At 59.1% G+C, this 23,879-nt stretch carries 22 protein-coding genes; 14 read left to right on the top strand and 8 right to left on the bottom strand.

Features of this window, described 5'->3' with window-relative positions; all coding sequences use genetic code 11:
- Positions 1–2: 2 nt before the first annotated feature.
- Positions 3–494 (bottom strand): homoprotocatechuate degradation operon regulator HpaR, encoded by a 492-nt coding sequence (hpaR, locus tag B9Z45_RS06815; protein WP_108406481.1) that lies wholly within the window; start codon positions 492–494, stop codon positions 3–5.
- Positions 495–611: 117 nt separating this feature from the next.
- On the opposite strand from hpaR, the gene B9Z45_RS06810 reads away from it, so the two are divergent.
- From B9Z45_RS06810 to B9Z45_RS06785, 6 genes are all read left to right on the top strand, one after another.
- Positions 612–1,643, top strand: a complete 1,032-nt coding sequence (locus B9Z45_RS06810; protein ID WP_108406480.1) for a dienelactone hydrolase family protein — start codon at positions 612–614, stop codon at positions 1,641–1,643.
- 10 nt (positions 1,644–1,653) lie between these two features.
- The gene (locus tag B9Z45_RS06805; protein WP_108406479.1) at positions 1,654–2,703 is read left to right on the top strand and encodes a nitronate monooxygenase family protein; all 1,050 of its coding nucleotides are present in this window, start codon (positions 1,654–1,656) and stop codon (positions 2,701–2,703) included.
- Between the two features lie 28 nt (positions 2,704–2,731).
- Positions 2,732–4,117 (top strand): DNA repair protein RadA, encoded by a 1,386-nt coding sequence (gene radA / locus B9Z45_RS06800; protein WP_108406478.1) that lies wholly within the window; start codon positions 2,732–2,734, stop codon positions 4,115–4,117.
- 51 nt (positions 4,118–4,168) lie between these two features.
- Positions 4,169–4,600, top strand: coding sequence for a glycerate kinase (locus B9Z45_RS06795; RefSeq protein ID WP_108406477.1), 432 nt, complete (start codon positions 4,169–4,171; stop codon positions 4,598–4,600).
- 89 nt (positions 4,601–4,689) lie between these two features.
- Positions 4,690–5,640 (top strand): branched-chain amino acid transaminase, encoded by a 951-nt coding sequence (locus tag B9Z45_RS06790; RefSeq protein WP_108406476.1) that lies wholly within the window; start codon positions 4,690–4,692, stop codon positions 5,638–5,640.
- A gap of 11 nt (positions 5,641–5,651) precedes the next feature.
- Positions 5,652–5,855, top strand: a complete 204-nt coding sequence (locus B9Z45_RS06785) for a zinc-finger domain-containing protein (RefSeq protein ID WP_108406475.1) — start codon at positions 5,652–5,654, stop codon at positions 5,853–5,855.
- 132 nt (positions 5,856–5,987) lie between these two features.
- Here the strand turns inward: B9Z45_RS06785 and B9Z45_RS06780 are convergent, their stop codons facing one another.
- Positions 5,988–7,364, bottom strand: a complete 1,377-nt coding sequence (locus tag B9Z45_RS06780) for an MFS transporter (RefSeq protein WP_108406474.1) — start codon at positions 7,362–7,364, stop codon at positions 5,988–5,990.
- Between the two features lie 73 nt (positions 7,365–7,437).
- On the opposite strand from B9Z45_RS06780, the gene B9Z45_RS06775 reads away from it, so the two are divergent.
- Complete coding sequence (locus B9Z45_RS06775) at positions 7,438–8,304, top strand: M48 family metallopeptidase (protein ID WP_199221858.1); 867 nt, start codon at positions 7,438–7,440, stop codon at positions 8,302–8,304.
- Positions 8,305–8,318: 14 nt separating this feature from the next.
- On the opposite strand, the gene B9Z45_RS06770 is transcribed toward B9Z45_RS06775, so the two are convergent.
- The gene (locus B9Z45_RS06770) at positions 8,319–8,960 is read right to left on the bottom strand and encodes an MBL fold metallo-hydrolase (RefSeq protein WP_108406473.1); all 642 of its coding nucleotides are present in this window, start codon (positions 8,958–8,960) and stop codon (positions 8,319–8,321) included.
- Positions 8,961–9,348: 388 nt separating this feature from the next.
- On the opposite strand from B9Z45_RS06770, the gene B9Z45_RS06765 reads away from it, so the two are divergent.
- On the top strand, positions 9,349–13,122 hold the full coding sequence (locus tag B9Z45_RS06765; protein WP_146180895.1) for an ATP-binding protein: 3,774 nt from the start codon (positions 9,349–9,351) through the stop codon (positions 13,120–13,122).
- A gap of 324 nt (positions 13,123–13,446) precedes the next feature.
- Here the strand turns inward: B9Z45_RS06765 and B9Z45_RS06760 are convergent, their stop codons facing one another.
- Positions 13,447–14,724: a hydroxymethylglutaryl-CoA reductase, degradative gene (locus tag B9Z45_RS06760; RefSeq protein ID WP_108406471.1), complete on the bottom strand. Its 1,278-nt coding sequence runs from the start codon at positions 14,722–14,724 to the stop codon at positions 13,447–13,449.
- Positions 14,725–15,012: 288 nt separating this feature from the next.
- Between B9Z45_RS06760 and B9Z45_RS06755 the strand changes: the two genes are divergently transcribed.
- Entirely contained in the window at positions 15,013–15,729 is a 717-nt protein-coding gene (locus tag B9Z45_RS06755; protein WP_233252109.1) for a methyltransferase, read from the top strand.
- Between the two features lie 81 nt (positions 15,730–15,810).
- On the opposite strand, the gene B9Z45_RS06750 is transcribed toward B9Z45_RS06755, so the two are convergent.
- Positions 15,811–16,614, bottom strand: coding sequence for an exodeoxyribonuclease III (locus B9Z45_RS06750; protein ID WP_199221857.1), 804 nt, complete (start codon positions 16,612–16,614; stop codon positions 15,811–15,813).
- On the opposite strand from B9Z45_RS06750, the gene pyrE reads away from it, so the two are divergent.
- Both pyrE and B9Z45_RS06740 read left to right on the top strand, forming a co-directional pair.
- Positions 16,613–17,317 (top strand): orotate phosphoribosyltransferase, encoded by a 705-nt coding sequence (gene pyrE, locus B9Z45_RS06745; RefSeq protein ID WP_108406470.1) that lies wholly within the window; start codon positions 16,613–16,615, stop codon positions 17,315–17,317. The genes B9Z45_RS06750 and pyrE overlap by 2 nt on opposite strands.
- A 111-nt stretch (positions 17,318–17,428) precedes the next feature.
- Positions 17,429–17,989, top strand: coding sequence for a C40 family peptidase (locus B9Z45_RS06740; protein WP_370445817.1), 561 nt, complete (start codon positions 17,429–17,431; stop codon positions 17,987–17,989).
- Positions 17,990–18,107: 118 nt separating this feature from the next.
- Here B9Z45_RS06740 and phaP read toward each other — a convergent pair whose 3' ends face one another.
- Positions 18,108–18,665, bottom strand: coding sequence for a TIGR01841 family phasin (gene phaP / locus B9Z45_RS06735; protein WP_108406469.1), 558 nt, complete (start codon positions 18,663–18,665; stop codon positions 18,108–18,110).
- A gap of 143 nt (positions 18,666–18,808) precedes the next feature.
- On the opposite strand from phaP, the gene B9Z45_RS06730 reads away from it, so the two are divergent.
- A complete protein-coding gene (locus tag B9Z45_RS06730; RefSeq protein WP_108406468.1) occupies positions 18,809–19,408 on the top strand; it encodes a hypothetical protein in 600 nt (199 codons plus the stop codon).
- Between the two features lie 48 nt (positions 19,409–19,456).
- Here the strand turns inward: B9Z45_RS06730 and mdeB are convergent, their stop codons facing one another.
- Positions 19,457–22,060: an alpha-ketoglutarate dehydrogenase gene (gene mdeB / locus B9Z45_RS06725; RefSeq protein ID WP_108406467.1), complete on the bottom strand. Its 2,604-nt coding sequence runs from the start codon at positions 22,058–22,060 to the stop codon at positions 19,457–19,459.
- A gap of 102 nt (positions 22,061–22,162) precedes the next feature.
- Here mdeB and B9Z45_RS06720 point away from each other — a divergent pair, with 102 nt between their 5' ends.
- Positions 22,163–22,630 (top strand): Lrp/AsnC family transcriptional regulator, encoded by a 468-nt coding sequence (locus B9Z45_RS06720; protein WP_108406466.1) that lies wholly within the window; start codon positions 22,163–22,165, stop codon positions 22,628–22,630.
- A gap of 13 nt (positions 22,631–22,643) precedes the next feature.
- Here the strand turns inward: B9Z45_RS06720 and B9Z45_RS06715 are convergent, their stop codons facing one another.
- A complete protein-coding gene (locus tag B9Z45_RS06715) occupies positions 22,644–23,255 on the bottom strand; it encodes a PolC-type DNA polymerase III (protein WP_108406465.1) in 612 nt (203 codons plus the stop codon).
- A 112-nt stretch (positions 23,256–23,367) separates the two neighbouring features.
- On the opposite strand from B9Z45_RS06715, the gene B9Z45_RS06710 reads away from it, so the two are divergent.
- Entirely contained in the window at positions 23,368–23,748 is a 381-nt protein-coding gene (locus tag B9Z45_RS06710) for a metallophosphoesterase (protein ID WP_233252108.1), read from the top strand.
- Positions 23,749–23,879 lie beyond the last annotated feature (131 nt).

Raw genomic sequence — 23,879 nt, 5'->3', positions numbered from 1 at the left:
GCTTATTCCTCTAAGTTCTCGGATGCCGGTGCTGTTGCTTCGGCATCGGGTATTTCCAAGGCAATCACCTTGTCCAGCAAGTCATACAAAGCAGTGAGACTTGCCTTGCCCAAGTGCTGCCCCATCCAAACGTAATGCGCTTCGATGGTTTGCGACAAGGCCTGCACTTTGGCCAACCCCTCTGCCGTGGCACGCACCACGCTGCGGCGGGCGTCTTGCGGGCAACGCTGGCGTTCGATCAGGCCATCGCGTTCCATGCGGGCCAATACACCCGTCAGGCTGGGACCGAGCAAATAGGCTTCACGGGCCACCCGCCCGGTTTCGATGCCCCCTTGCTCATCGGCATGTTCGCCCAACACCCGCAACACCCGCCACTGCTGGTCTGACAGACCATGCTCCCGCAGGGCGGGTCGGGTATGCAACATCACGGCCTCTCGGGCTTCAAGCAAGAGCCTAGGCAAGTTGCGGTGAACAAAAGAAGGTATGGTGGTCATTTGTTTAACATGTTAAATGAATTCACCCAGGTTGACATTCGGGTTTTTACTGAACAACTTTGTTCTGTATCCCCCTGCAAGACTTTTCTCATAAGATGCCTCAACCCCGGAGACCCCATGACCCGCCCGCGACGCCTGACCTCTTGGCCTTTGGCCGCATGCCTCGGTCTGATCAGCCTGTGCAGTGCTGCACAGACCCCATCTGATTGCCATCCTGCGCCAGAAAACGTCGCAGAGCTGGTGCAAATCCGACCCCGTTTTCATACCGTCAAAGGGCCATTGGCACCATTTGACCCGTGTCACAAATCCGTCCAGCTCAAAGTGCCTTCCCGCTGGAACGGCAGCCCATTACCGACAAAGCCACCGCTGGTCATCATCGCGCATGGCGGAGGCGGACTGGGCATGCTCGAACGCAACTTGGCTGCAGCGCTGCACAAACACGACATCGCCACACTGGTGTTTGACGCTTACCACCTGAATGGCTTTTACCAAGGCTACCCCTTCTGGGGTTCTCAGGCGACCAATGAATCGCGCCAACGCATGATCTACAAAGCCACCCAAGGCGCTTACGAATGGGCCTTGACACAGTCCGACAAGATCGATCACCGTGCCATCTTCCTGCAAGGAGTCTCAAACGGGGCGGCAGTCGTCGCCAATCTCGCCAGCGTGGTGAGCCCGGAACATGTTCGGGCGGTCGTTCCAGAGGGTCTGCCCGGCATGGGCATTGGCCTGCCAGACACGGTGGCTGTGCCCGTGCGGCTCATCTTTGGCAAACTCGACAACTATGGTGGAAAACACCAGGAAGACTGGATGTGGCTGCGCCAGGAAAGTTGCCGGGTCAACCGGCCACCAAGCCGCGAAATACCGCCAGGCAACGCGCTGCTCTGCAATGGGCGTGATCACCCGACAAACCTCACTGAAAGACCGATCGACTGGATGCAACGCCTCAAAACGCAAGGCGCAGACATCGACATTTGGTTTTACGACCATGCCGCACACGGCATTTTTCAGGGTCTCATCGACCGAAAAATGCTGACCTATGGCACAGACCACACCACCTTCTCATGGACAGGCTCTGATCCTTCGGCCAAAGAAAAAATGACTACCGATCTGGTCCGGCTGATCCAGACCCTGCGACCTCAACAGTGAACCCTGCACCATGAACAAACACAGCCGATGGCCGAGCAACTTGCCTTGCGTCGTGCAAGCCCCCATGGCCGGGTCGCAAAACCACCGGCTGGCTGCCGCCGTGTGCGAAGCTGGCGGGCTGGGTTCTCTGCCTGCGGCCATGCTCAGCCCGGGCGAGCTGCAGCGCGAACTGCAAGCCTTGCAGCAAGCCACCCAAGGTCCCTACAACGTCAACTTTTTTTGCCACACGCACCCCGCACCCGATGCACAAGCCCTGGCCGCCTGGCGCAAAGCTTTGGCCCCCTATTACAAATCCTTGGGCTTGAGCCCAGAAACCGCCGCAACCAGCGCCTCGCGCGTGCCCTTCAACCACGAAACCGCCGACGTGCTGGAAGCCTTTCGCCCCGCAGTGGTCAGTTTCCACTTCGGACTGCCATCGGCCGACTTGATGGCACGGGTCAAAAGCTGGGGCAGTGTGGTGCTGTCATCGGCCACGACCGTGCCTGAAGCGCTTTGGCTGGAAGCGCATGGCGTCGATGCCATCATTGCCCAGGGCCTGGAAGCTGGAGGCCATCGGGGCATGTTTCTCAGCGATGACTTGAACACCCAGATGGGCACCTTTTCATTGCTGCCACAGATCGTGCAGGCCACCCATTTGCCCGTCATTGCGGCAGGCGGCATCGGCAGTGCGGCGGGCGTGGTGGCAGCACGGGGACTGGGCGCAACAGCGGTGCAAATCGGTACCGCTTATCTGTGCAGCCAGGAGGCCACCACCAGCGCGCTGCACCGGGCCGCATTGCAATCTGATGCATCACAGACCACCGCCCTGACCCGGCTGTTCACAGGTCGTCCCGCCCGCGGCATCGTCAACCGCGTAATGCGCGAGTTGGGCCCATTGAACCCTGTGGCACCGGCTTTTCCATTGGCAACTGCCGACATGGCGCCGCTGCGCGCCGCTGCCGAAGCCCAAGGCTGCAGCGATTTCTCGCCGCTCTGGGCAGGGCAGAACGCGCGTGGTTGCCAAGCACTGTCGGCCACTGAAATCACGCACAACTTTTTACACGCTTGGCGCACCGCTTGAGCTTTGCGCTCAGGCACACTTGCACCCCATGGCCAAAGACAAATCGATTTTCACCTGTACCGAATGCGGCGGCACCAGCGCCCGCTGGATGGGCAAATGCCCCAGTTGCAACGCCTGGAACACCCTGATCGAAGGCTCAACCGAGCCCGCTGCAGGCAAAAACCGCTTTGGCTCGGTGCATGCCTCACTGGCCCCCACTTCCGAGGTGTTGCCCTTGTCTGCCATCGAAGCGGCCGACTTTGACCGCCACCCGACGGGCATCGACGAACTCGACCGGGTGCTGGGCGGGGGCATGGTCGAAGGCGGTGTGGTGCTGATCGGCGGCGACCCGGGCATCGGCAAATCGACCTTGCTGCTGCAGGCGGTGGATGCGCTACAGCGCAGCGGCATGAGCACTTTGTATGTGACGGGCGAAGAAAGCGGTGCACAAGTGGCCATGCGCTCGCGGCGGCTTGGCATGCCCGACTCGCAAGTGCCGGTGCTGCCCGAGATCCAGCTGGAAAAGATTTTGCACACCCTGCAAGCACGCCAACCCGGCATTGCCATCATCGACTCGATCCAGACGGTCTACTCGGACCAGCTCACCTCGGCCCCCGGCTCGGTAGCCCAAGTGCGCGAATGTGCAGCCCACCTGACCCGCACCGCCAAATCCACCGGCACCACCATCGTGCTGGTTGGCCATGTCACCAAAGAAGGGGCCTTGGCTGGCCCCCGCGTGCTGGAACACATGGTCGACACGGTGCTTTATTTTGAAGGCGACACGCATTCCAACTTCAGGTTGATCCGTGCCATCAAGAACCGCTTTGGCGCCGTCAACGAAATCGGCGTTTTTGCCATGACCGAAAAAGGCCTGAAGGGCGTGAGCAACCCGAGCGCCATCTTTTTGAGCCAGCACAGCGAACCCGTGCCGGGCAGCTGCGTGATGGTGACGCTGGAGGGCACGCGCCCCTTGCTGGTGGAGATTCAGGCCCTGGTGGACAGTGGCGGCCCCAGCCCGCGGCGGCTTTCGGTGGGGCTGGACCGTGACCGCCTGGCCATGCTGCTGGCGGTGCTGCACCGCCATGCGGGCGTGGCCTGCATGGACCAGGACGTTTTTGTGAACGCGGTGGGGGGGGTTCGCATCAGCGAGCCGGCGGCCGATCTGGCGGTGATGCTGGCCATCACCAGCAGCCTGCGCGGCAAGCCCTTGCCCAAAGGCTTCATCGCTTTTGGCGAAGTGGGTCTGGCCGGAGAGGTCCGTCCCGCGCCAAGGGGCCAAGACCGCTTGAAAGAGGCGGCCAAACTGGGCTACACCGTGGCGGTGGTGCCCAAAGCCAATGCGCCCAAAAAGAGCGACAAAAGCTTTGAAGGCTTGACCATCCACCCGGTCGAGCGCATCGAAGAGGCCATGCAGGTGGTGCGCGGTCTGGACTGAAAGGCCCACAAGGCACAACTCAGTGCACAACTCAAGGCACAATCTGCCCCCATGAATTTCAACAAACTACTGGCCCCTCTGGCCATCGTCGTCTTCACCGTTGGGGCCTGGCAAGCCTTTCAGTGGGCGGGTGTTGCTTTGGCGGCAGGCGGCGTGGTGATGTGGATCCTGCTGCACTTCACGCGCATGGTCACCATCCTGAAAAAGGCCGCCAACCGCCCCATCGGCCATGTGGCCAGCGCCGTGATGTTGAACGCCAAGCTGCAAAAAGGCGCGACCTTGATGCATGTGATCGCCATGACACGGTCTTTGGGCGCGCTGCAATCCGACAAAGACACCCAACCCGAGATTTACCGCTGGACCGATGCCAGCGAATCGCACGTCACGGCCACCTTTGTGGGGGGCAAACTGACCGAATGGGCACTGGAGCGCCCCGCACCTGAAAGCCAGGCCGACGCACCAGCCGGCACACTGCCCAACTAGACATCCCTGAAGGTCTTTTTCGCCACCTGGGGCGCCAGACCTTAAAATTGCTTTTTACCTTTTCAAGCCCCCCTTCAAAGGACACTTTCATGAGCGTAGTCATTCCCTCCATGTCAGACCGTGACGGCAAAATCTGGATGGATGGCCAGATGGTCGATTGGCGCGACGCCAAGATCCACGTCCTGAGCCACACCCTGCACTACGGCTGCGGCGCATTTGAAGGCGTGCGCGCCTACAAAACCGGCCAAGGCACCGCCATCTTTCGCCTGGAAGAGCACACAGAGCGGCTGTTCAACAGCGCCAAAATTCTGCGCATGGCCATTCCGTTCACCAAAGACCAAGTCAAAGAAGCCCAGCGCGCCGTGGTCCGAGAAAACCATCTGGAAAGCGGCTACATCCGCCCCCTGACCTGGATCGGCGACAAAAAGCTGGGTGTGAGCCCGAAGGGCAACACCATCCATTTGATGGTGGCCGCCTGGACTTGGGGCGCCTACCTGGGCGAAGAAGGCATGAAGCGCGGCATCCGCGTCAAGACCAGCAGCTACACACGCCACCACGTCAACATCACCATGACGCAGGCCAAGGCGGTGAGCAACTACACCAACTCGATCCTGGCCAACATGGAAGTGACCGACGAGGGCTATGACGAAGCCTTGCTGCTGGACACCTCGGGCTTTGTGTCTGAGGGCGCTGGCGAAAACATCTTTGTCGTTAAGGACGGTGTGATCTACACCCCTGACTTGTCGGCTGGCGCCCTGAACGGCATCACCCGCAACACGGTGTTCCACATCGCCAAGGATCTGGGCCTGGAAATCGTGCAAAAGCGCATCACCCGCGACGAGGTGTACATCGCCGACGAAGCCTTCTTCACCGGCACCGCCGCCGAGGTCACGCCAATTCGTGAACTCGACCGCATCGAGTTGGGCAAGGAAGGCTATGTGGGCAGCCGCGGCCCCATCACCGAAAAAATCCAGACCGCGTTCTTTGACATCGTCAACGGCCGCAACCCCAAATACGCCCACTGGCTGACTTTGGTTTAAGGACCGTGAACATGAGCACCCCTGTTGAACTGCTGGCCACCGACCTGAACCCCCAAGGCGGTGTGTTTTGCCCCAGCCCCAAAGCCGACATGAAGCTCTGGAACAGCCACCCCAAGGTTTATTTGGACATCACCAAAACCGGTGAAGCCAGGTGCCCTTATTGCGGCACCGTTTACAAACTGAAAGCCGGGGAGGTGGTGGGACACCACCACTAAAGGCTTGCATTCACCACCATGGTGATGCGCCCAAAATGCAGCGCGCCTTCAGGTGTTCGCTGCATTTTTTTTGCCCTTGCTTTCCGCATAGCTGCCCCTGCAAGCCGCTCGACCAGGTTAAGAAGTAGCGCCTCAGGCGGCCCCGGTTTGCCGGGCATGCACCCTGGACGCCAACGCCACCAGCAGCAGCACCGGCAAACCCATCCAGGCGGTGGCCGTGAAGAAGCTGGCATAACCATAGGCATCGACAAACTCCCCCGAAAACCCTGCCACGAACTTCGGCAGCAGCAGCATCATGGAGCTCAGCAAAGCGTATTGCGTGGCCGAATAGCTGATGTTGGTGAGCGATGACAAATAAGCAATGAAGGCAGCCGAGGCGATACCGCTGGCCAGGTTGTCAGCCGAGATGACCCATATCAGGGCGCTCACGTTGTGCCCCACCCCGCTCAGCCACACAAACAGCAAGTTGGTGCCCGCGCTGAGCACCGCGCCCAGCATGAGGATTCGCATGACACCCCATCGCGCCGAGAGCACACCCCCCACAAAGGCACCCACCAGCGTCATGACCACACCATAGACTTTGGTCACACTGGCCACTTCGGTTTTGGTGAAACCCATGTCGACATAAAACGGGTTGGCCATGATGCCCATCACCACATCGCTGATGCGGTACACCGCGATCAGGCCCAGCAACCAAAGTGCTTGCCAGCGGTAGCGTTGCCAGAAGTCGGCAAATGGTTCCACCAGTGCGCCTTGCAGCCATTCGGCCAAGTTGCGCGCTGGCTTCAGTGGCGCGGTCACCGGCTCGGGTGAGCCCAGCACCATGAGCATGCCCGGCAGCATGCTGGCCGCCATGACCAGATAAGCCGTTTGCCAGGCCACCTGGGCATAGCCCGAGGCCTGGTCGCCCTGGGCCCACGCAGCGATCCACAGCACGCCAGCACCCGCCCAGATCATGGCCAGGCGATATCCAGTCTGGTAACTGGCCGCCAGTACGGCCTGGGCGTTCACCTCGGCCGACTCGATGCGATAGGCATCGAGCGCAATGTCTTGCGTAGCCGATGCCACCGCCACCGCCAAAGCACAGGCCACCAAGGGCCCCAGCAGCTGTGAAGGGTCGTTCAGGGCCATGCCCACCAGACCGACCGCGATGACGATTTGCGACAGCAGCAACCAGCTGCGCCGCCGCCCCAGTTGCCGTGTGAGCCAGGGAAGGGGCATGCGGTCCACCAACGGCGCCCACATCCACTTGACGCCGTAGGCCAGACCCACCCAGCTCAGATAACCAATGGTGCTGCGGTCGATGCCCGCCTCGCGCAGCCTGAAGCTGAGCGTGCCCAGCACCAGCAGCAGGGGCAGACCTGCCGAAAAACCCAGCGCCAGCATGCGCAAGCTGGCGGGTTGCACATACAGGCGCAATGCCTCGCGCCAGGTGCGCACCGTGTTCGGCGATGGAGAAGCTGCGGGATGGGTCGCTGTGGGGGTGGTGGGGGGTGCGGTATCGGCCATGCAGCGATTATCGGACCCTTGCGCACGGGTCAGGCTATCTTGAACTTGGGCAAATCGCTATCATTTGCGAATCATGTGCTTTATCTGCAACTTCAAAACCCAGCCTGACGATGCCAAAGCATCGGCTCACGCATCCCCTCGCTGGCAAGCCCGGCGGGCTTTCATGCTGGCTGCGGGTGCCACAGCGGCCGGCTCGGCCTTGGCCCAGGTAGACGTGGGTTCATCGTCTGGCTTGCGCAAACTGGTGCCAGCCGAAACGCTGGAAACCTCGGCCAGGCAACAGTATTCGCAGGTTCTGGCAGAGGCCAGAGCCAAGGGTGCGCTGGCCCCCGATGGCAACCCACAACTGCAACGCCTGCAAACGATCGCGCAAAAACTCATTCCGCATACGGCCCAATGGAACCCCCGCTCACGCGACTGGAAGTGGCAAGTCAACCTGATCGGCAGCCAGCAGATCAACGCCTGGTGCATGCCGGGCGGCAAGATTGCTTTTTACACCGGCATCCTGGACAAATTGAAGCTGACCGATGACGAGGCGGCCATGATCATGGGCCACGAGATGGCGCATGCCCTGCGCGAGCACGCCCGCGAACGGTTGGCCAAAAGCCAAGCCACCAGCATCGGTTTGTCGATTGCATCGCAACTGCTGGGCCTGGGTTCTTTGGGCGATGTCGCTGCCAATTTGGGCACCCAGTTGCTCACCCTGAAGTACAGCCGCGACGACGAAACCGAGTCGGATTTGGTGGGCCTGGAAATCGCCGCTCGAGGTGGCTACAAGCCCGAAGCCAGTGTCAGCCTATGGCAAAAAATGCAGTCGGCCAGCAGCAATGGCAGCCCGTCATTCCTGTCCACCCACCCCAGTGGGGCCAACCGCATTCAGGAACTCGAGGCCAACCTGCCCAAGGTGCAAACCCTGTACCAGCAAGCCCTCAAAGGCTGAGGGCGCCAGCACTTTCAGGTGCCGCCGACATAAGGGTTGGACTGGCGTTCACGGCCAAAGGTGCTTTCGGGGCCATGGCCAGGAATGAACACCGTGTCATTGCCCATGGGCCACAGGCGCTGGGTGATGCTGGCGATCAAATCGTCGTGGTTGCCTTGCGGAAAGTCGGTTCGGCCAATGCTGCCTGCAAACAGCACATCCCCCACAAAGGCACGTTTGATCTCCGGCGAATAAAACACCACGTGACCAGGCGTGTGCCCCGGGCAGTGGCGCACCTGCAAGGTGTGCGCACCCAGCGTGACGGTGTCGCCATCGGCCAGCCAACGCGTGGGCTTGAAAACCCGAGCCGGCGGAAAACCATAGGCCGAGGCCGCTTGCGGCAAACCGTCAATCCAGAACTGGTCGGCCGGGTGCGGGCCGATGATGGGCAGGCCCCCCAGTTGTTCGGCCAGATCAGCCGTGCCCGAGGCGTGGTCCAGATGACCATGGGTGATCCAGATCTGCTCCAGGCTTAGGCCGTGTTGCTTCACGGCGCCCAAAATCAAATCCAGGTCGCCCCCCGGATCAACCACAGCAGCCTGAAGCGTCTGATCGTCCCAGACCAGGGAACAGTTTTGCTGGAAGGGGGTGACGGGGATGGTTTGGTATTTCAGCATCCCTCGATGGTAAGGGACTTGACAACAAAGTTTTGAACTCGGACTTGGGTCGCACTAGTCTCGATTTTCCGGGATGAACTCCTCCAAGTTGATTGAAGTCTAGGGATTGGTCCGCCGTTCTCTGCTCTTTTTTAGTTATTGAGGGTCGGTTGTGCAGCGATTGCAGTCTTACGCTGGGTTTGTGCAAGAGACCGGAATTGCCCCAACCGGCCTGTCGCTTGCAAGTTCGGTCTGGCCTGCCAGGTCAGCGGCTAGTTCCCTCACCCTTAGGGCTTACCAGCCATAATTTCTACACGAATGCTGAATCCTATCGTCAGGCAAGAATGAATTTTTTAGTGTTTAAAAATTGCACGAAAATACCAAAATATTTACAAATGAGTTCGTCTACGTGAGCCAATTGATCCATGTTCCTGTTTCAACGATCGTTTCACTCACTGCCGAGCGTGCTGTAGAGCTTATGGGTGGAATATTGAAAGCGGAGTCAAACTACGCCAAGCTCAATCCGTCCGTCGTCACTATTTCTAGCCGACTGACCGTCGCAGACGGTGGCATCGACGCCGAAATCGATGTACCACCCAATACTCAAATCCCAACAGATTGTTTCTTTGCTGCCGGTTTGACAGGGATACAGTTGAAGTCCGGTACATCGTTCAAGCCTTGGACCAACGGTTCCATTCGTGGCGAATTAGTTAACGGCAAAGGGACGCTATTTCCGGAGGTGGCGCGTCTGATCAAGAGAATGGGGCGCTATGTCGTCGTCTGCACGGGACACGACCTCACACCCCAACAACGGAATGACGCCTGCGAGCAAATTGTCACAGTGCTCGAATCCTTAGGTGTCGCGGACTATCGCAACCTTGTTGACGTGTTGGGTGCGAGCCAGCTGTCGAACTTTGCAGAGCGTTACCCTGGCATCGCGGCACAGCTGACCTATGACTCTATTCAGGAGGCTTGGGTACTTGACGAATGGGATCGCGATGCCCATATGGCCAGTTCATTCAAGCCGGCGCCAGCTCAAACTGAACTGATCGACCTGATTCGATCAGGCGTCGAAGGCGATGCCAAGCATATTCGAGTGCTAGGGGAGCCTGGCATAGGCAAGACGCGCATGGTCCTGGAGGCGTTGAGGGCGCCGCATATTGCCCCCTCGGTTCTCTACTTGTATCACGGCTCCAAGTTCGTTCAGACGGCGCTGTTCAGGCAACTGCTTCGGGTCGGCTGGACGAAGCCTCTCGTACTAGTGCTCGATGACCTATCCGAATCGGAGATGTCTGAAGTCTGGCGGCATCTGAAGACCCTCTGTGGCGCGATGAAACTTGTCACTCTTGATCATGGGCGTTATGAAAGTCATGACGACGAAATTCTCCGCCTGTATGCCCCCCGTCTTCCAGACGAAACCATCCGGAGTATCTTGGCAGACCGGATCGGAGAGTCCCAGAGCCTTGAACGTTGGGTCACGATCTGCGAGGGCTCGCCACGAGTAGCACATGCCGTTGCAGAGAATCTTCATGCGAATCCCACTGATTTGCTGCGTCCGCCGGCGACGGTTCCGCTGTGGACCAGGTTCTTGCACGGATATGGCACGCAAGAGGATGCGACGTCACGACAAGTCGACTGTGTGGCTCACCACCTCGCCTTGTTCAGCCGGTTCGGATTTGAAGATCCCGTATCAGATGAGGCTAACTACGTCGCGCAGTTGATTCACAAGGTTGATCCAACGATCGGCTGGGCCCGCTTTCAAGAGATTGTCCAGAGTCTTCGGGCTCGACGCGTCCTGCAAGGCAGCACGACGCTGTTTTTTGTACCCAAGGCGCTTCACATCGTCCTTTGGAAACAGTTCTGGACACGCTATGGGCGCGGGTTCGACTTTGTCGCCACTTTCGAATCCATGCCTTCATCGCTCCATGCCTGGTTTTTGAACAAATTCAGATTCGCTGGCGGCAAAGACACAGCATTTGTTGTTGACGAGATTCTTAAGCCAGACGGCGTCTTTTCCTCTCACGACATGCTGACCTCGTCTACCGGATCGCAATTCCTGTCGACGCTCGCTGAGGCCAATTCCTCTGCTGTCCTACGTCTGCTTGAGAGCACGATCGGCAACTGGCCTGACGCCGATCTTGCGGAGTTCAAGTCAAACCGCCAGAACATCGTCTGGGCACTTGCGAAGATTGCTGTTTGGCCGCTGCTAACAGTGCGGGCCTTAGGCCTGCTGTCCCGGCTTGCTGTCAATGAGAACGCCGACTTTTCCAATAATTCGACTGGCACACTGGTGAACCTGTTTCGCATTGGTCCCGAAGCCGCTGCGACCGAGGCGAGTCCGGAGCAAAGGCTGCCGGCCTTGCTTGCGCTCCTGAGAGGAAGCACCGATGCTGAACGTCTGCTCGGTTTGAAGATACTGGACTCGACCTTGGACACGCGCGGTATGGGCTTTCGAACTGTGGGGCCGGAATACCAGGGGCTACAGGAGCGAGCCAAGCTTTGGATTCCATCAACTTACGGCGAATGGCGGCAGGCACACCTTTTGTACTTCCAAACCCTGATCAACGAGTCTTCGGCTTGGCCTGCAGCCCTCCGACCGCAAGTCTGTTCGGCGCTGCTCAAAGCAGTTGAACATCAGATCCGCACTCCACCATGCACAGAGCTTGCCCTGCAGGTACTGGAGAAACTAGCCTCCGACAGCGCCATGATCCCAAGTCAGCTGAACAAGTTTTTTTGGCACTGGACGGAATATTGCGAGGACGAGCAGCACGGTGAAATAGGGATTCGAATCAAGCGTCTCGCCCGCCGGTATACGCGCCAGGATCTGACCAGCCGTTTCCAGAGATACGTCCTTGATGTTGATCGGCTTGAGTGGGAGGAAGAGTATCGAGATCGGCGTGATCGGCCGGCTTCCCATGCGAAGGCGCTGGTTGCAGCGCTCGCGCAACGAATCGCGGCGAAACCGCATCGCCTCAGTGAGATTTCTCACCTTCTGACCATATCGAGTCATGGACCGGCGCTTTTGTATTTCGGGGAGCAACTAGCTGCGAGCGACGTGCAGCGCGTCCTGTTTCCTTTGCTCACAGACATCGCTCGGAGTTGCGGCAACGTCACCTGTCTGCACGGCTATTTGACTGGCATCAAAGCACAGTCATTCGGGCAGTTTGAGTTGTGGCTTCTAGAAATGTTGAACAGCAGCGATACGGCTATCCTGGGCGCGGAGATGACTTTGCGATCCGGCTACAACGAAAGCGCATTCAACCGCTGTCTCGATGCCCTTGAGAAAAAATGGATCGAGCCTACGCTGTTTGGGGCGTTGCAGTTCGGCAGGGCGTTGGATTCAGTGCCAACAGAAAAAGCAGAGCGCCTATTCAGGCTAATTCGACAGCGAGAGATACCGGAAGCTCTGCAGCTGTTGATTGGGTTGATGAGTTCCATGTCGTCGGAGCGACCCATGCCCTGCGGCCCAGACTTCGCCTTCGATGTCGCACGACATGCGATTCCCCTTTTACGACACCCAGGACAATCCTTTGGGTTTAATTGGAAACGCGTTTGCTCAAGGTTGGTCAAATCCAATGTTGAGTTCGCAGCGCCCTTGCTTGATGCGCTCCTCACTACCATGGGCGAGCAATACCAGCTGAGCTATGACCATGACGTCGAAGCGTTAAGCAATGAGTTGGTCAGTATCGACCCTGAAGGCGCCTGGCAGGTCACTGCAAACCACTTCGAGGCTACATTGCCAAAATGGCGGAGCGACGTGTACAACTGGCTGAAGGGTGGCATCCGTTCGTTTAGGGAGGGAGTGCAGCGCAGCCCCATTGCGAACTTGCCGGAGGTCAGCATTTTGGGTTGGATCGAGTCCGACCCCGACGGTCGAGCTGCTTTGATCGCACATGCGACGCTTCCTACGCTCGACGACGAGGGCGGCTTACTGACTCGGCAATTGTTGACACGGTATGGGCATATTGATGGCGTACGTTCCGGGATAAGCGCCTCATTTCACTCCGGATCATGGGTAGGTCCGACGAGCCAACATCTGAAGCACCAGAGAGACATCCTGCGGCGCTGGCTTACAGCGGGATTCGATTTCCAGGTCGCGCAATGGATAGAAACCGAGATCGAACAATTCGACCGGGAAATTCAAAGAGAAGAAATCAACGAGGAGCGCGATCGCTTCGACTAATACATGCGGGCCATCGCCGCAAGCCCTGGTCAACAGTCAACGTCACGTTTCGCGGGGAGCAGCCTCTCGATTCGCAAATCTGACAGACCGCACCCAGCCTCAAACGGTCATAAAACTGAATGACTCAGGCCTGCTTAGATCTCAAGCCATTTGCCTTGTAAACCAACGCTGTTTTAAACATTGCCCTCAAATTAATTGAGAGTCTGTCTATCCTCAGCGCTGTAATTCGACACTTTGACAAAGATTTTTGGCCCGATTTCGTCTTTTTTAGAAGAAGCCGAGCTCTAAACTTTGTTATCAGATGCCTGTTATTTGCTGGATGTCTCAGCTGCCGCGAATGAGCGCCAGTTCCTTTTCGGCGATATCCAAGCGGACCATGCCTTTGGCCACCAGAATTTGGGCCAGTTGATCAACCTCATGGCCCACCGCACCGGCCATCATGGCGATGTTGTGCGAGTGCAGGGACATGTGGCCCTTCTGGATGCCGGTGGTGGCCAACGCCTTGATGGCGGCAAAGTTTTGTGCCAATCCGACCGCAGCGATGATGCGGGCCAGTTCACTGGCCGATTGAACATTGAGAATCTTCAAGGCGGTCTTGGCCATGGGGTGCAGCTTGGTGGCGCCGCCAATCAAACCAACCGCCATGGGCACTTCAATCGAGCCGGCGAGGTGGCCTTCGTTGGTGACTTCCCAGCGGGTCAGGCTGGTGTATCGCCCATGGCGTGAGGCGTAGGCGTGTGCGCCCGATTCAACCGCACGCGTGTCATTGCCTGTGGCCAACACCACGGCGCTGATGCCGTTCATGATGCCCTTGTTGTGCGTGGCTGCACGGTAGGGGTCTGCTTCGGCAAAGTGATACGCCAGCAACATGCCATCACGCACGTCTGCACCCCCGATGTCTTCGCTGCGCCAGACACAGCGCGCACGGGCCAGTCGATGGTCCGCCAGGTTGGACAAGATGCGCAGGTAGGTGCGCCCACCCGTCCACTGCGCAATGAAAGGTGCCAGTTTTTCAGCCATGGTGTTGACCGCGTTGGCCCCCATGGCATCCAGGGTGTCCACAATGATGTGGGTGATCACCATGGGGCCTGAAAGCGTATCAATCACGCGTACCTCCAGCTCTCGGAACCCGCCCCCCAGCTTGATGAGCATCGGGTCGCAGGCATCGCAAATCAGGCGAATGTCTTCTTTGCGCTCCAGGATGGCCATTCGGGCGTGGTACGGGTCTGACACCTGCACCAATTGAATCTGCGCGATCATGCGCGTGCCCGACATCGAGGTGATGAAGCCCCCATTGTCATAAGACTGGCGGGCCGCATTGCAGACCGCCGCCACCACCGAGGACTCTTCGGTGGCCATGGGCACCAGCACATCGCGACCATCGACCTTCATGTTGGTTGCAATGCCCACGGGAATGGTCATCGTGCCCAGAAAGTTCTCGATCATGTGGTTGCCGATTTCCTGATCGAGGTTGCCGGAGTTGCCCATCAAGGCGCGCTCGGTGTCGTTCAGGCCCGCCATGTCGGCAATCAGCGCAATTCGCTCATCGACAGATTTTTTATGAAATCCACTGATACGGCTGGAATAGTTGGCGTTGTTCATGTCAGTCTTTCATTTTTTAAATGTCAGTGCTTGCCCAGACAAGCCTCACGCACGCTCGGATCGTTGGCAATGTCTTTGGCGGCATCAGCGCCCGGGCGATGGTCAAAATTCGTTAAGGGGATCGTACGCCAAACCACCGGCTATGGGCGATCGAAACAAGTGCTGGACAGCTGCAATTCGGCGCTTCACGACCGCTAGTTCTGACGCGATTGACTATCCGCCTGGGTGTACAGTCTGCGCAGTCGGCGCCCCTTCATCTTCTGCCTTTGCGCTGCAACGATTGCTCTTTTGCTTCCCTTACATTCCGGCTACCTGACCAAACAGGAAACCATCGCGGTGCCCGGCGCGGATGACCTGCTGATTTGCTCCCTGCTCGACAAGAACCAGTTTTATGACCCGCTGGACGAGGCCCTGAATTTGGGCATTTCTTCAGCCACCTGGCCTTTGTTCGGCCTGTTATGGCCTTCGGGTATGCAAATGGCCGAACGCATGGCAAACCGGCCTGTGACGGCCGAGCGCATTCTGGAAATTGGCTGCGGCCTGGGGCTTTCAAGCCTGGTGGCACACCGGCGCGGCGCCAATGTCACAGCCAGCGACTGCCACCCCTTGACACGCACCTTTCTCGATGAAAACACCCGCTTGAACGGTCTACCTCCCATGGCTTATCGCCATGGCTTGTGGGGCACGGCAGCACTTCGCGAAGATGGGTCGCCCGTGCTCACTTCGGCCCATGACGCAGGTGTGAGTGGCTTGTTTGACCTGATCGTGGGCAGCGATATCTTGTACGAGCGCGACGACGAAGGCACACTGGCCAGCTTCATCCATGCCCATGCTGCAGTGGCCTCCGAAATTTGGGTGGTCGACCCCAACAGGGGCAACCGCAGCGCATTTCACAAACACATGGCACGCGTGGGCTTTTCGATTCAGGAACAAGTGCTTGACCAGTCTGCACAAGAAAATTTGCCCGCCTACAAAGGCCGAATGCTGACCTACACCCGGGGTTAAAGCATGCCGATGACAAGCAAGCCAACGCCCCCTCATTGATGGCGTGAAGTCAACTCGTTCTGCTGGCGAGCAACTGCGCGTTTAAAAGTCGAGGTCGTATTCGACCGTGATGGGTGCGTGGTCAGAAAACTTTTCATCCTTGTAGATCGACTCACTTCGGGCTTTGTCTGCCAGAGCAGGGGTGGCCAGGTGGTAGTCGAGGCGCCAACCCACGTTTTTGGCGTAGGCCTGGCCCCGGTTGCTCCACCAGGTGTAGCAAGCCTCTGTGGTGTCGGGTTTCAAGTGGCGGTAGACGTCAACCACACCGCCCTCGGTGGTGAGCTGGGTCATCCAGTCGCGCTCTTGAGGCAGAAAACCGCTGTTTTTCTGGTTGCTGCGCCAGTTTTTCAGGTCGGCCTGCTGGTGCGCGATGTTCACATCACTGCACACAATGAACTCCCTCTCAGCCTTGAGGCCCATGAGGTGGGGGTACATCTTGTCCAGAAACCGGAACTTGGCTTCTTGCCGCTCAGGCCCCGACGAGCCACTGGGGAAATAGCTGCTGATCACGGACAGCTTGCGCGCGGGGGTGTCAAAGCGCAACTCCACATAACGACCCTCGGCATCGAACTCGCCGCCATCAAAGCCCACCACCACATCGCTCGGTTCGTGGCGGGTGTAAACGCCAACGCCCGAATAGCCTTTCTTTTCAGCAAACTGGAAATGTCCTTTCAGGCCCGCCAAGTCTTCGAATTTACCGGCCACATCAGCGGCCTGAGCTTTGACTTCTTGCACACAAATACAATCGGGCCTGGCTTGCGCCAACCAGGCTTCGAGCCCTTTGGTCGAAGCAGAACGAATGCCGTTCAGGTTAAGGCTGGTGAGTTTGAACAAGGATTTCCCCATGGTGACTAAACAGGCAAGCAGCGCCGAAATGCAGGCGCTGGCTCAGGAATTTGTGCAGTTTGCGGTCGACTCGGGCGTGCTGCGCTTTGGCGAATTCAAGACAAAAGCCGGGCGCATGAGCCCTTACTTTTTCAATGCCGGTCTGTTCGACGACGGCGCCAAGCTGAGTCGATTGGCCCAATTCTATGCAAAAGCTTTGCTGGCCAGCGGCATCGAGTTCGACATGATCTTTGGCCCCGCTTACAAGGGAATACCGCTTGGGGCCGCCGTGGCTGTCGAGTTGGCCCGCTTGGGCAAGAACGTGCCGTTTGCCTACAACCGCAAAGAAGCCAAAGACCATGGCGAAGGCGGCAGCCTGGTGGGCGCGCCGCTGAAAGGCCGTGTGCTCATCGTCGACGATGTGATGAGTGCGGGCACCGCCGCCCGCGAGTCGATTGCCTTGATTGAGGCAGCAGGTGCTACACCGCACGCCATCGCCATTGCACTGGACCGCCAGGAAATGGCCACCGAAAAGCAGCCCGATGGCTCGGTGCAAGACGTGCCCCACAGCGCCGTGCAGTATGTGCGCAACACACTGGGCATGCAGGTCTGCACGATCGCGCAACTGTCGGATTTGCTGGCTTATTTATCGAACCAGACCGGCAGCACGCTGGCGCAGCACCTGCCCAAAGTCCAAGCCTACCGGGACCGTTACGGCGTTTGATGGGCGCTCCCTGCAGGGGTGGGAACCACCTGCTTGGCCCTTGACGCCGTCAGTGAGGTGCCTTGGTTTGAACCGGTTATCATGATCGGCCAAGCCACAAAATATTGCATTGTGAAATTGAAGTCTATCGCCCTGGCGGCATGTTTGCTGATCGCCACCTCCTCCCTCCTTGCTGCGCCTGAAGATGACCCGGCAGCAGGTGTCAAGCGCGCGTCGGAACTTGCCAGCTTGATGCAGTTGGGCGAGCAGATGAAGACCAGTGTGGGCGAAAAAACCAACCAGATGCTGGGCAAGGCCATGATGCTGCTGGGCGTGCCCTACAAGCGCGGCGGCAGCACGTCCGAAACGGGCTTTGACTGCAGCGGATTCGTTCGCCACATCTACGAAACATCGATTGGTCGATTGCTGCCAAGGCGTGCAGAAGAGCAAGCCACGGTGACCGACAAAATCGACCGAAGCGAACTCAACCCGGGTGACCTGGTTTTTTTCAACACCATGCGCCGCACCTTCAGCCATGTGGGCATTTACCTTGGCGATGGGAAGTTCATCCACGCGCCGAGCGTTGGAAAAGCCGTGCGTGTCGATGACCTGCGCACGGCCTACTGGACAAAACGCTTCACGGGTGCCCGCAGGGTCCAGGAAACACAAACACCTGAGACGGCCAACCGCTGAACCATGACACAGGCTTGGGCACTTGCGCCCAAGCTGCAAGCCACAAACAAAAAGGGTGTCCGAGGACACCCTTTTTTGTGAAGAGCGGGTCGCTGAAACCCGCCTGTCAAACCAAAGATCAGGCCTTGATTTTGGCTTTCGACATGGCAGCTTTCACCGAAGCTTCGGCTTGGGCAGACACGGACTTGAGGTTGGCTTCTGCGCTGTCAGCGGCTTGCTTGACCACTTTTTTCAGGGCTTCGGTGGCTGTCTGGCTGGCTTCGAATGCGGTCTTGAAAGCGGCCACAGCAGCATCGGAGCCGGCAGGGGCGTTTTTCAGGCTGCTTTCAACCAAGCTTTTGACCGCTTTTTCGGACTCGGCCATTTTGCCTTCGACGGCTTTGCTGAAATCGGCGCCAGTGCTGTTGGCGATGTCAGCCAAGTGACGGCCATAAGAAACCGACTTTTCGAATGCGGGCTGCATCAGGGCGGCTTGCACGGCCAGCAGGTCTTGCGGCGACTTGGCAGCCATCAAGGCTTGCATGCCAGAGAAAGTCTCACCCACAGCGGCTTTGCCAGCGGCCATGTTGAGTTCGACCAGGCGCTCGAAACCGGCGAAGGCTTTTTGCGACAGGCCAGCGGCTGCGGTCAGGTTGGCTTGTTGGGAAGCGGAGAATTGTTCAGCGTTGAAGTTCATGGTGTGGTCCTTTGAAGAATTTGTTGCAATGCGGCAATTTGAACACTGCGCACTGGTCAAGGCAAGGGAAAACCCGCACTTTAGAGAGCACACTCCAATTACACTTGGCGCAATGGCCACGTCGGCCTGAACACCCTTTACATATGGAATTTCTCAGTCTGCTGCTCATTCTGGCCACGGGCATCCACTGGCTCAACACCCAAGGCCAGCGCAAGCGCACCGCCTTGTTGGCCGAGCAGTTGCGGCCTTACCAAATCGAAAAGCACATGGAGCAGCTCACTGGCGCTTACATGCGTGCACTGGGCGAAACAGAGCCTGAGCGGCAGCTGCAAATTCTGCAACTGCAAGAGCAGGCCGAACAGCAGCTGGCCTCCGAGTCCCAGAACCTGGCCCGTGAATTTGCCAAACTGCCAGCGCCCTTGACGCGAGCATTCAAGGTGGCGCTGCCATTCATTGACCAGCTGTCGCCCAAAGCCAGCTTTGACATGCGCCGCATGCTGGAGGTGCACGCTGAAGGCATACAGCGCACGGTGAACAACCTTCAAGACTTTTCGCCCAAAGAGCGTTCGTTCCGAATGATGGGCGAGATGTTCCTGATGCAACACAGCTGCCACTGGTTTTGCAAATCTAAGACCATCGCCTCGGCCCGCATGCTGACCCAACACCAGACCCGCTACGAGCAAGCCCTGGATGGGGTCGCCCCAGAAACCCGCAAGGCTTATCTTGCCGTGGTTCAGGGCTGAGCAGCCTGGCCAGCCGGCGCTGGCGGCTGCCAACGCCCATCACCTGCCTTAACGCGCCAAAGCGGTCAGCGCAGCTTGCGCAATGCTGTCGGCGTCCACCGCAAAGAAGCGGCGCAGCGCCGCACGCGTGTCACTGCGGCCAAAGCCGTCGGTGCCCAGCGTGCTGTAGCGGCGGCCTTCTGGCACAAAGGCGCGAACGCTTTCAGGCACCGCACGCACATAGTCGGTGGCTGCGATCACCGGGCCATGGGTGGCCGACAACAGCCGCATCAGGTGGCTGCTGGTGCCGGTTTCATCGGCCATGCCGTCGCGCGCGAGTTCGCTCCAGCTGGTGATGCTCAGCACCTCCACGCCCACCCCTTGCGCAGCCAGTTGGTGAGCGGCCTTGATGACCTCGTTCAGGATAGCCCCAGAGCCGAGCAAGGTCACGCGCTGCGCGGCACCGTCTTGCGGACCGTACACCCCAAATCGATACCCCCCACGCAGCACATCGGCCTCCACGCCCGCAGGCAAATCAGGCTGGGCGTAGTTCTCGTTCATGAGGGTGACGTAATAAAACACATCGGCTTGCTGCTCGACCATCTCGCGCATGCCTGCGTCCAAAATGACCGCCAACTCGCCCGAAAAAGCCGGGTCGTAGGCTTTGCAATTGGGGATGGTGGCCGCCACCAGGTGGCTGCTGCCGTCCTGGTGTTGCAAGCCCTCGCCCCCTAAGGTGGTGCGGCCGGATGTAGCCCCCAACAAAAAGCCCCGTGCCCGTTGGTCGGCAGCCGCCCAGATGGCATCGCCCACGCGCTGAAAACCGAACATCGAGTAATAGATATAAAACGGCAACATGGCCAGCCCGTGCACGCTGTAGCTGGTGGCCGCTGCCGTCCAGCTGGCAATCGCACCTGCCTCGCTGATGCCTTCTTCCAAAATCTGGCCATCGGTGGCTTCGCGGTAACTGAGCACCGAGCCAATGTCTTCGGGCGCGTAACGCTGACCCACGCTGCTGTAAATGCCAACCTGCTTGAACAGGTTGGCCATGCCGAAGGTCCGGGCCTCATCGGCCACGATGGGCACGATGCGCGGGCCCAGCTGGCGGTCCTTCAGCAGGTTGCCCAGCATGCGCACAAAGGCCATGGTGGTGCTCATCTCTTTGCCGTCGGCCTGCAGTGCAAACTGACCGTAGCTGGCCAAGGCGGGCACGGGCAAGCGGTCACACAAGGTCTCGCGTTTGGGCAAGCTGCCGCCCAGGTGCGCGCGGTGTTCGCGCAGGTAACGCATCTCTGCGCTGTCATCAGCGGGTTTGTAAAAGCTCAGCCCCTTGACCTGCTCGTCACTCAGAGGCAAGTCAAAGCGGTTGCGGTAGTCAATCAGGTCCTGCTCGTCAAACTTCTTCTGGCTGTGCGTGGTCATCTTGCCTTGGCCTGCACTGCCCATGCCAAAGCCTTTTTTGGTGTGCGCCAGGATCACCGTGGGCTGGCCCTGATGCGCTGCAGCGGCTGCGTAAGCGGCGTGGATTTTCACGATGTCATGGCCACCGCGTTTGAGGCGGTCGATCTGCTCATCGGTCATGCCCTGAGCCAGGCGCGCCAGTTCTTCGTTCTGGCCGAAAAAGTTGTCCCGGTTGAAGCGCCCGTCCTTGGCGGCAAAGGTCTGCATCTGGCCATCTACCGTGTTGGCAAAAGCGCGCAGCAAGGCGCCCGTGGTGTCACGCGCCAACAAGCCGTCCCAGTCGCTGCCCCACACCAGTTTGATCACTTTCCAGCCTGCGCCGGCAAACAGTTTTTCCAGCTCGTCAATGATGCGGCCATTGCCGCGCACCGGGCCGTCCAGTCGCTGCAAATTGCAGTTCACCACCCACACCAGGTTGTCCAGCTTTTCGCGAGCGGCCAGGGTCAGTGCGCTCATGCTTTCGGGCTCGTCCATCTCGCCGTCACCAAACACGCCCCACACTTTGCGGGCGCTGCAGTCCTGCAACTGGCGGTTCGTCAGGTAGCGCATGAATCGGGCGTGGTAGATCGAACTGATCGGCCCCAGCCCCATCGAGCCGGTGGGAAACTGCCAGAAGTCGGGCATCAGCCAGGGATGCGGGTAGCTTGATAAACCGCGCGCGCCATCCGCAGATGCAGTGATTTCCTGGCGGTAGTGCATCAGGTCCGCCTCGCTCAGGCGGCCTTCCAAAAAGGCGCGGGCGTAAACGCCCGGCGCGCTGTGCGGCTGAAAGAACACCAAATCGCCCCGATGCTGCTCGTTGCGCGCATGAAAGAAATGGTGAAACCCGGTCTCGAACAAATCGGCCACGCTGGCGTAACTGGCGATGTGCCCGCCCAGCTCGCCATACGCCTGGTTGGCGCGCACCACCATCGCCAGCGCGTTCCAGCGCATGATGGCCACGAGCCGCTCTTCGGTCGCCAGATCACCCGGAAACACTGGCTGCTCGTCTACTGCGATGGTGTTCATGTAGGGTGTGTTGAGCTCTGGCTGCCAGCCGGTGCGCTGCTGCCGGGCCACAACGGCCAACTCATCGAGAATTTGTCGCGCGCGCGCCGAACCTTGTGTGTCGATCAGGGACAACAAGGCTTCGCGCCACTCGGCGGTCTCTTCGGGGTCGATGTCGTGGGTCTTGATCATCGTGCTGAGCAGGGGTTCATAAGGTGCATTCATTGGATTCACTGTACAGAGCCTGCGGGCGCATGTGCTGCCTATTTGCACCATGAATGACCCTGTTTAAAGCACAATATGCCGAATTAACCAAATAATCAGCACATGATTCTTGACACTGTGGATCTGAAAATACTCGACGAACTGCAGCGCGACGGGTCGCTGTCCAACGTGGCGTTGGCCAAACGCATTGGCCTGTCGCCCTCGCCCTGCCTGGCCCGCGTCAAGGCCCTGGAGTCGGGCGGCGTCATCCAGCGCTATGTGGCGCTTGCCAGCGCAGCGGCTTTAGGGCTGGGCCTGACGGTGTTCATCTCCATCAGCCTCAAGACCCAAAGCAAGGAAAACCTGGCCGACTTTGAAGCCCACATCGCGCGGCACGATGAGGTGATGGAGTGCTATTTGATGACCGGCGACAGCGACTACCTGCTGCGGGTGGCGGTGCGCGACATGGCGGCGCTGGAGCGCTTCATTTTGGAACAACTCTCACCGATTCCCGGCGTGGAAAAAATCCGCTCGAGCTTTGCGCTGAAACAGGTGCGCTACAAAACGGCGCTGCCGCTGGGTTTGGGGTGAAGGTAAGGGGCTTTCAGCCCTGCACCCGGGCTTTCAAATACGGCCCCACCATGTGGCGGCTGGTGCGTTGCAGGCCCATGAGCAAAGCGTGGTCGGCGTGGTTGCAGCCATAGCGGGTTTTCAGATCATGCTGCATCTGCGCCAGCAAATGCGCGGCCATTTCGGCATCGGCCAAGGCCCGGTGGGCGCGGCCTGACGACGGCAAATGGTGCAGCGCTGCCAGCGTGCCCAGCTTGTGGTTGGGCGCTTGCGGGTAAAGACGGCGCGACAGCAGCAATGTGCAGGCAAAGGCGTGCCCGCCGTCTTGCCCGCAACGGCCCAGCTCGGCCTGCCAAAACTTTTTGTCAAAGGCCGCGTTGTGCGCCACCATGGGCCGCCCGCCCACAAAGCGCGCTGCCTCGCGCATCACCTGCTCGGCCGCTGGTGCGGCCTGCACCATCTCGTTGGTGATGCCCGTCAGTTGGGTGATGAAAGGGTTCACCCGCACCCCGGCGTTCATCAGGCTTTGGTAGCGGTCCACCACTTGCCCGCCTTCGAGCATGACGATGGCTACCTCGGTGGCGCGGTCGCCCATATTGGGCGAGATGCCCGTGGTTTCGAAGTCGATGATGGCGATGGGGGACATGGGTGGCTTAGCGGAAAGCATTCGAGGTAACTGTTCAAGCTTATCCGAAGGCCCTGTCAACAGCGCTGCAAAGACCTGCACAATATGAAAGAACCATTATTCACTCACGCCCATGCACCCCGGCCCCATCATCTTCTGCGGCGACCCACACGGCCAATGGCAGCACATCATCGATGCCACCTTGCAAACCCACGCCCGCGCCGTCATCGCGCTCGGCGATCTGGAGCCGGCACGGCCGCTGCACATCGAGCTGGAAACCATTTGGGAGCGCGTCTGGTTCATCCACGGCAACCACGACACCGACCATGCGGACAACTTTGGCAACGTCTGGCACGACGATGTGAGCGATCGCAGCCTGCATGGCCGCGTGTTCACGCTGCCCTGCGGCACGCGCATCGCCGGGCTGGGTGGTGTGTTTCGCGGTGCGGTGTGGTACTGTTGCCGCCGACCGAAAACTGACCATCTAAACCTAGTAGTGCCGACTCAAAATTGACCAGGGTGTTCAACTGGCCTGCTGAAATATTCAGCAGGAGAGATAGAAGGTGATCACCATGGAAATGATAGGTAAGGTCAGGCGCATGAAGTTGCGCGAGCAACTCTCCAACAGCGAGATCGCCAAGCGCA

It is taken from the genome of Limnohabitans sp. 2KL-17 (assembly GCF_003063415.1).
Classification (GTDB): domain Bacteria; phylum Pseudomonadota; class Gammaproteobacteria; order Burkholderiales; family Burkholderiaceae_C; genus Limnohabitans_A.
Note: the sequence above shows the minus strand (reverse complement) of the source record. Positions and strands in the feature narration are given on the sequence as shown.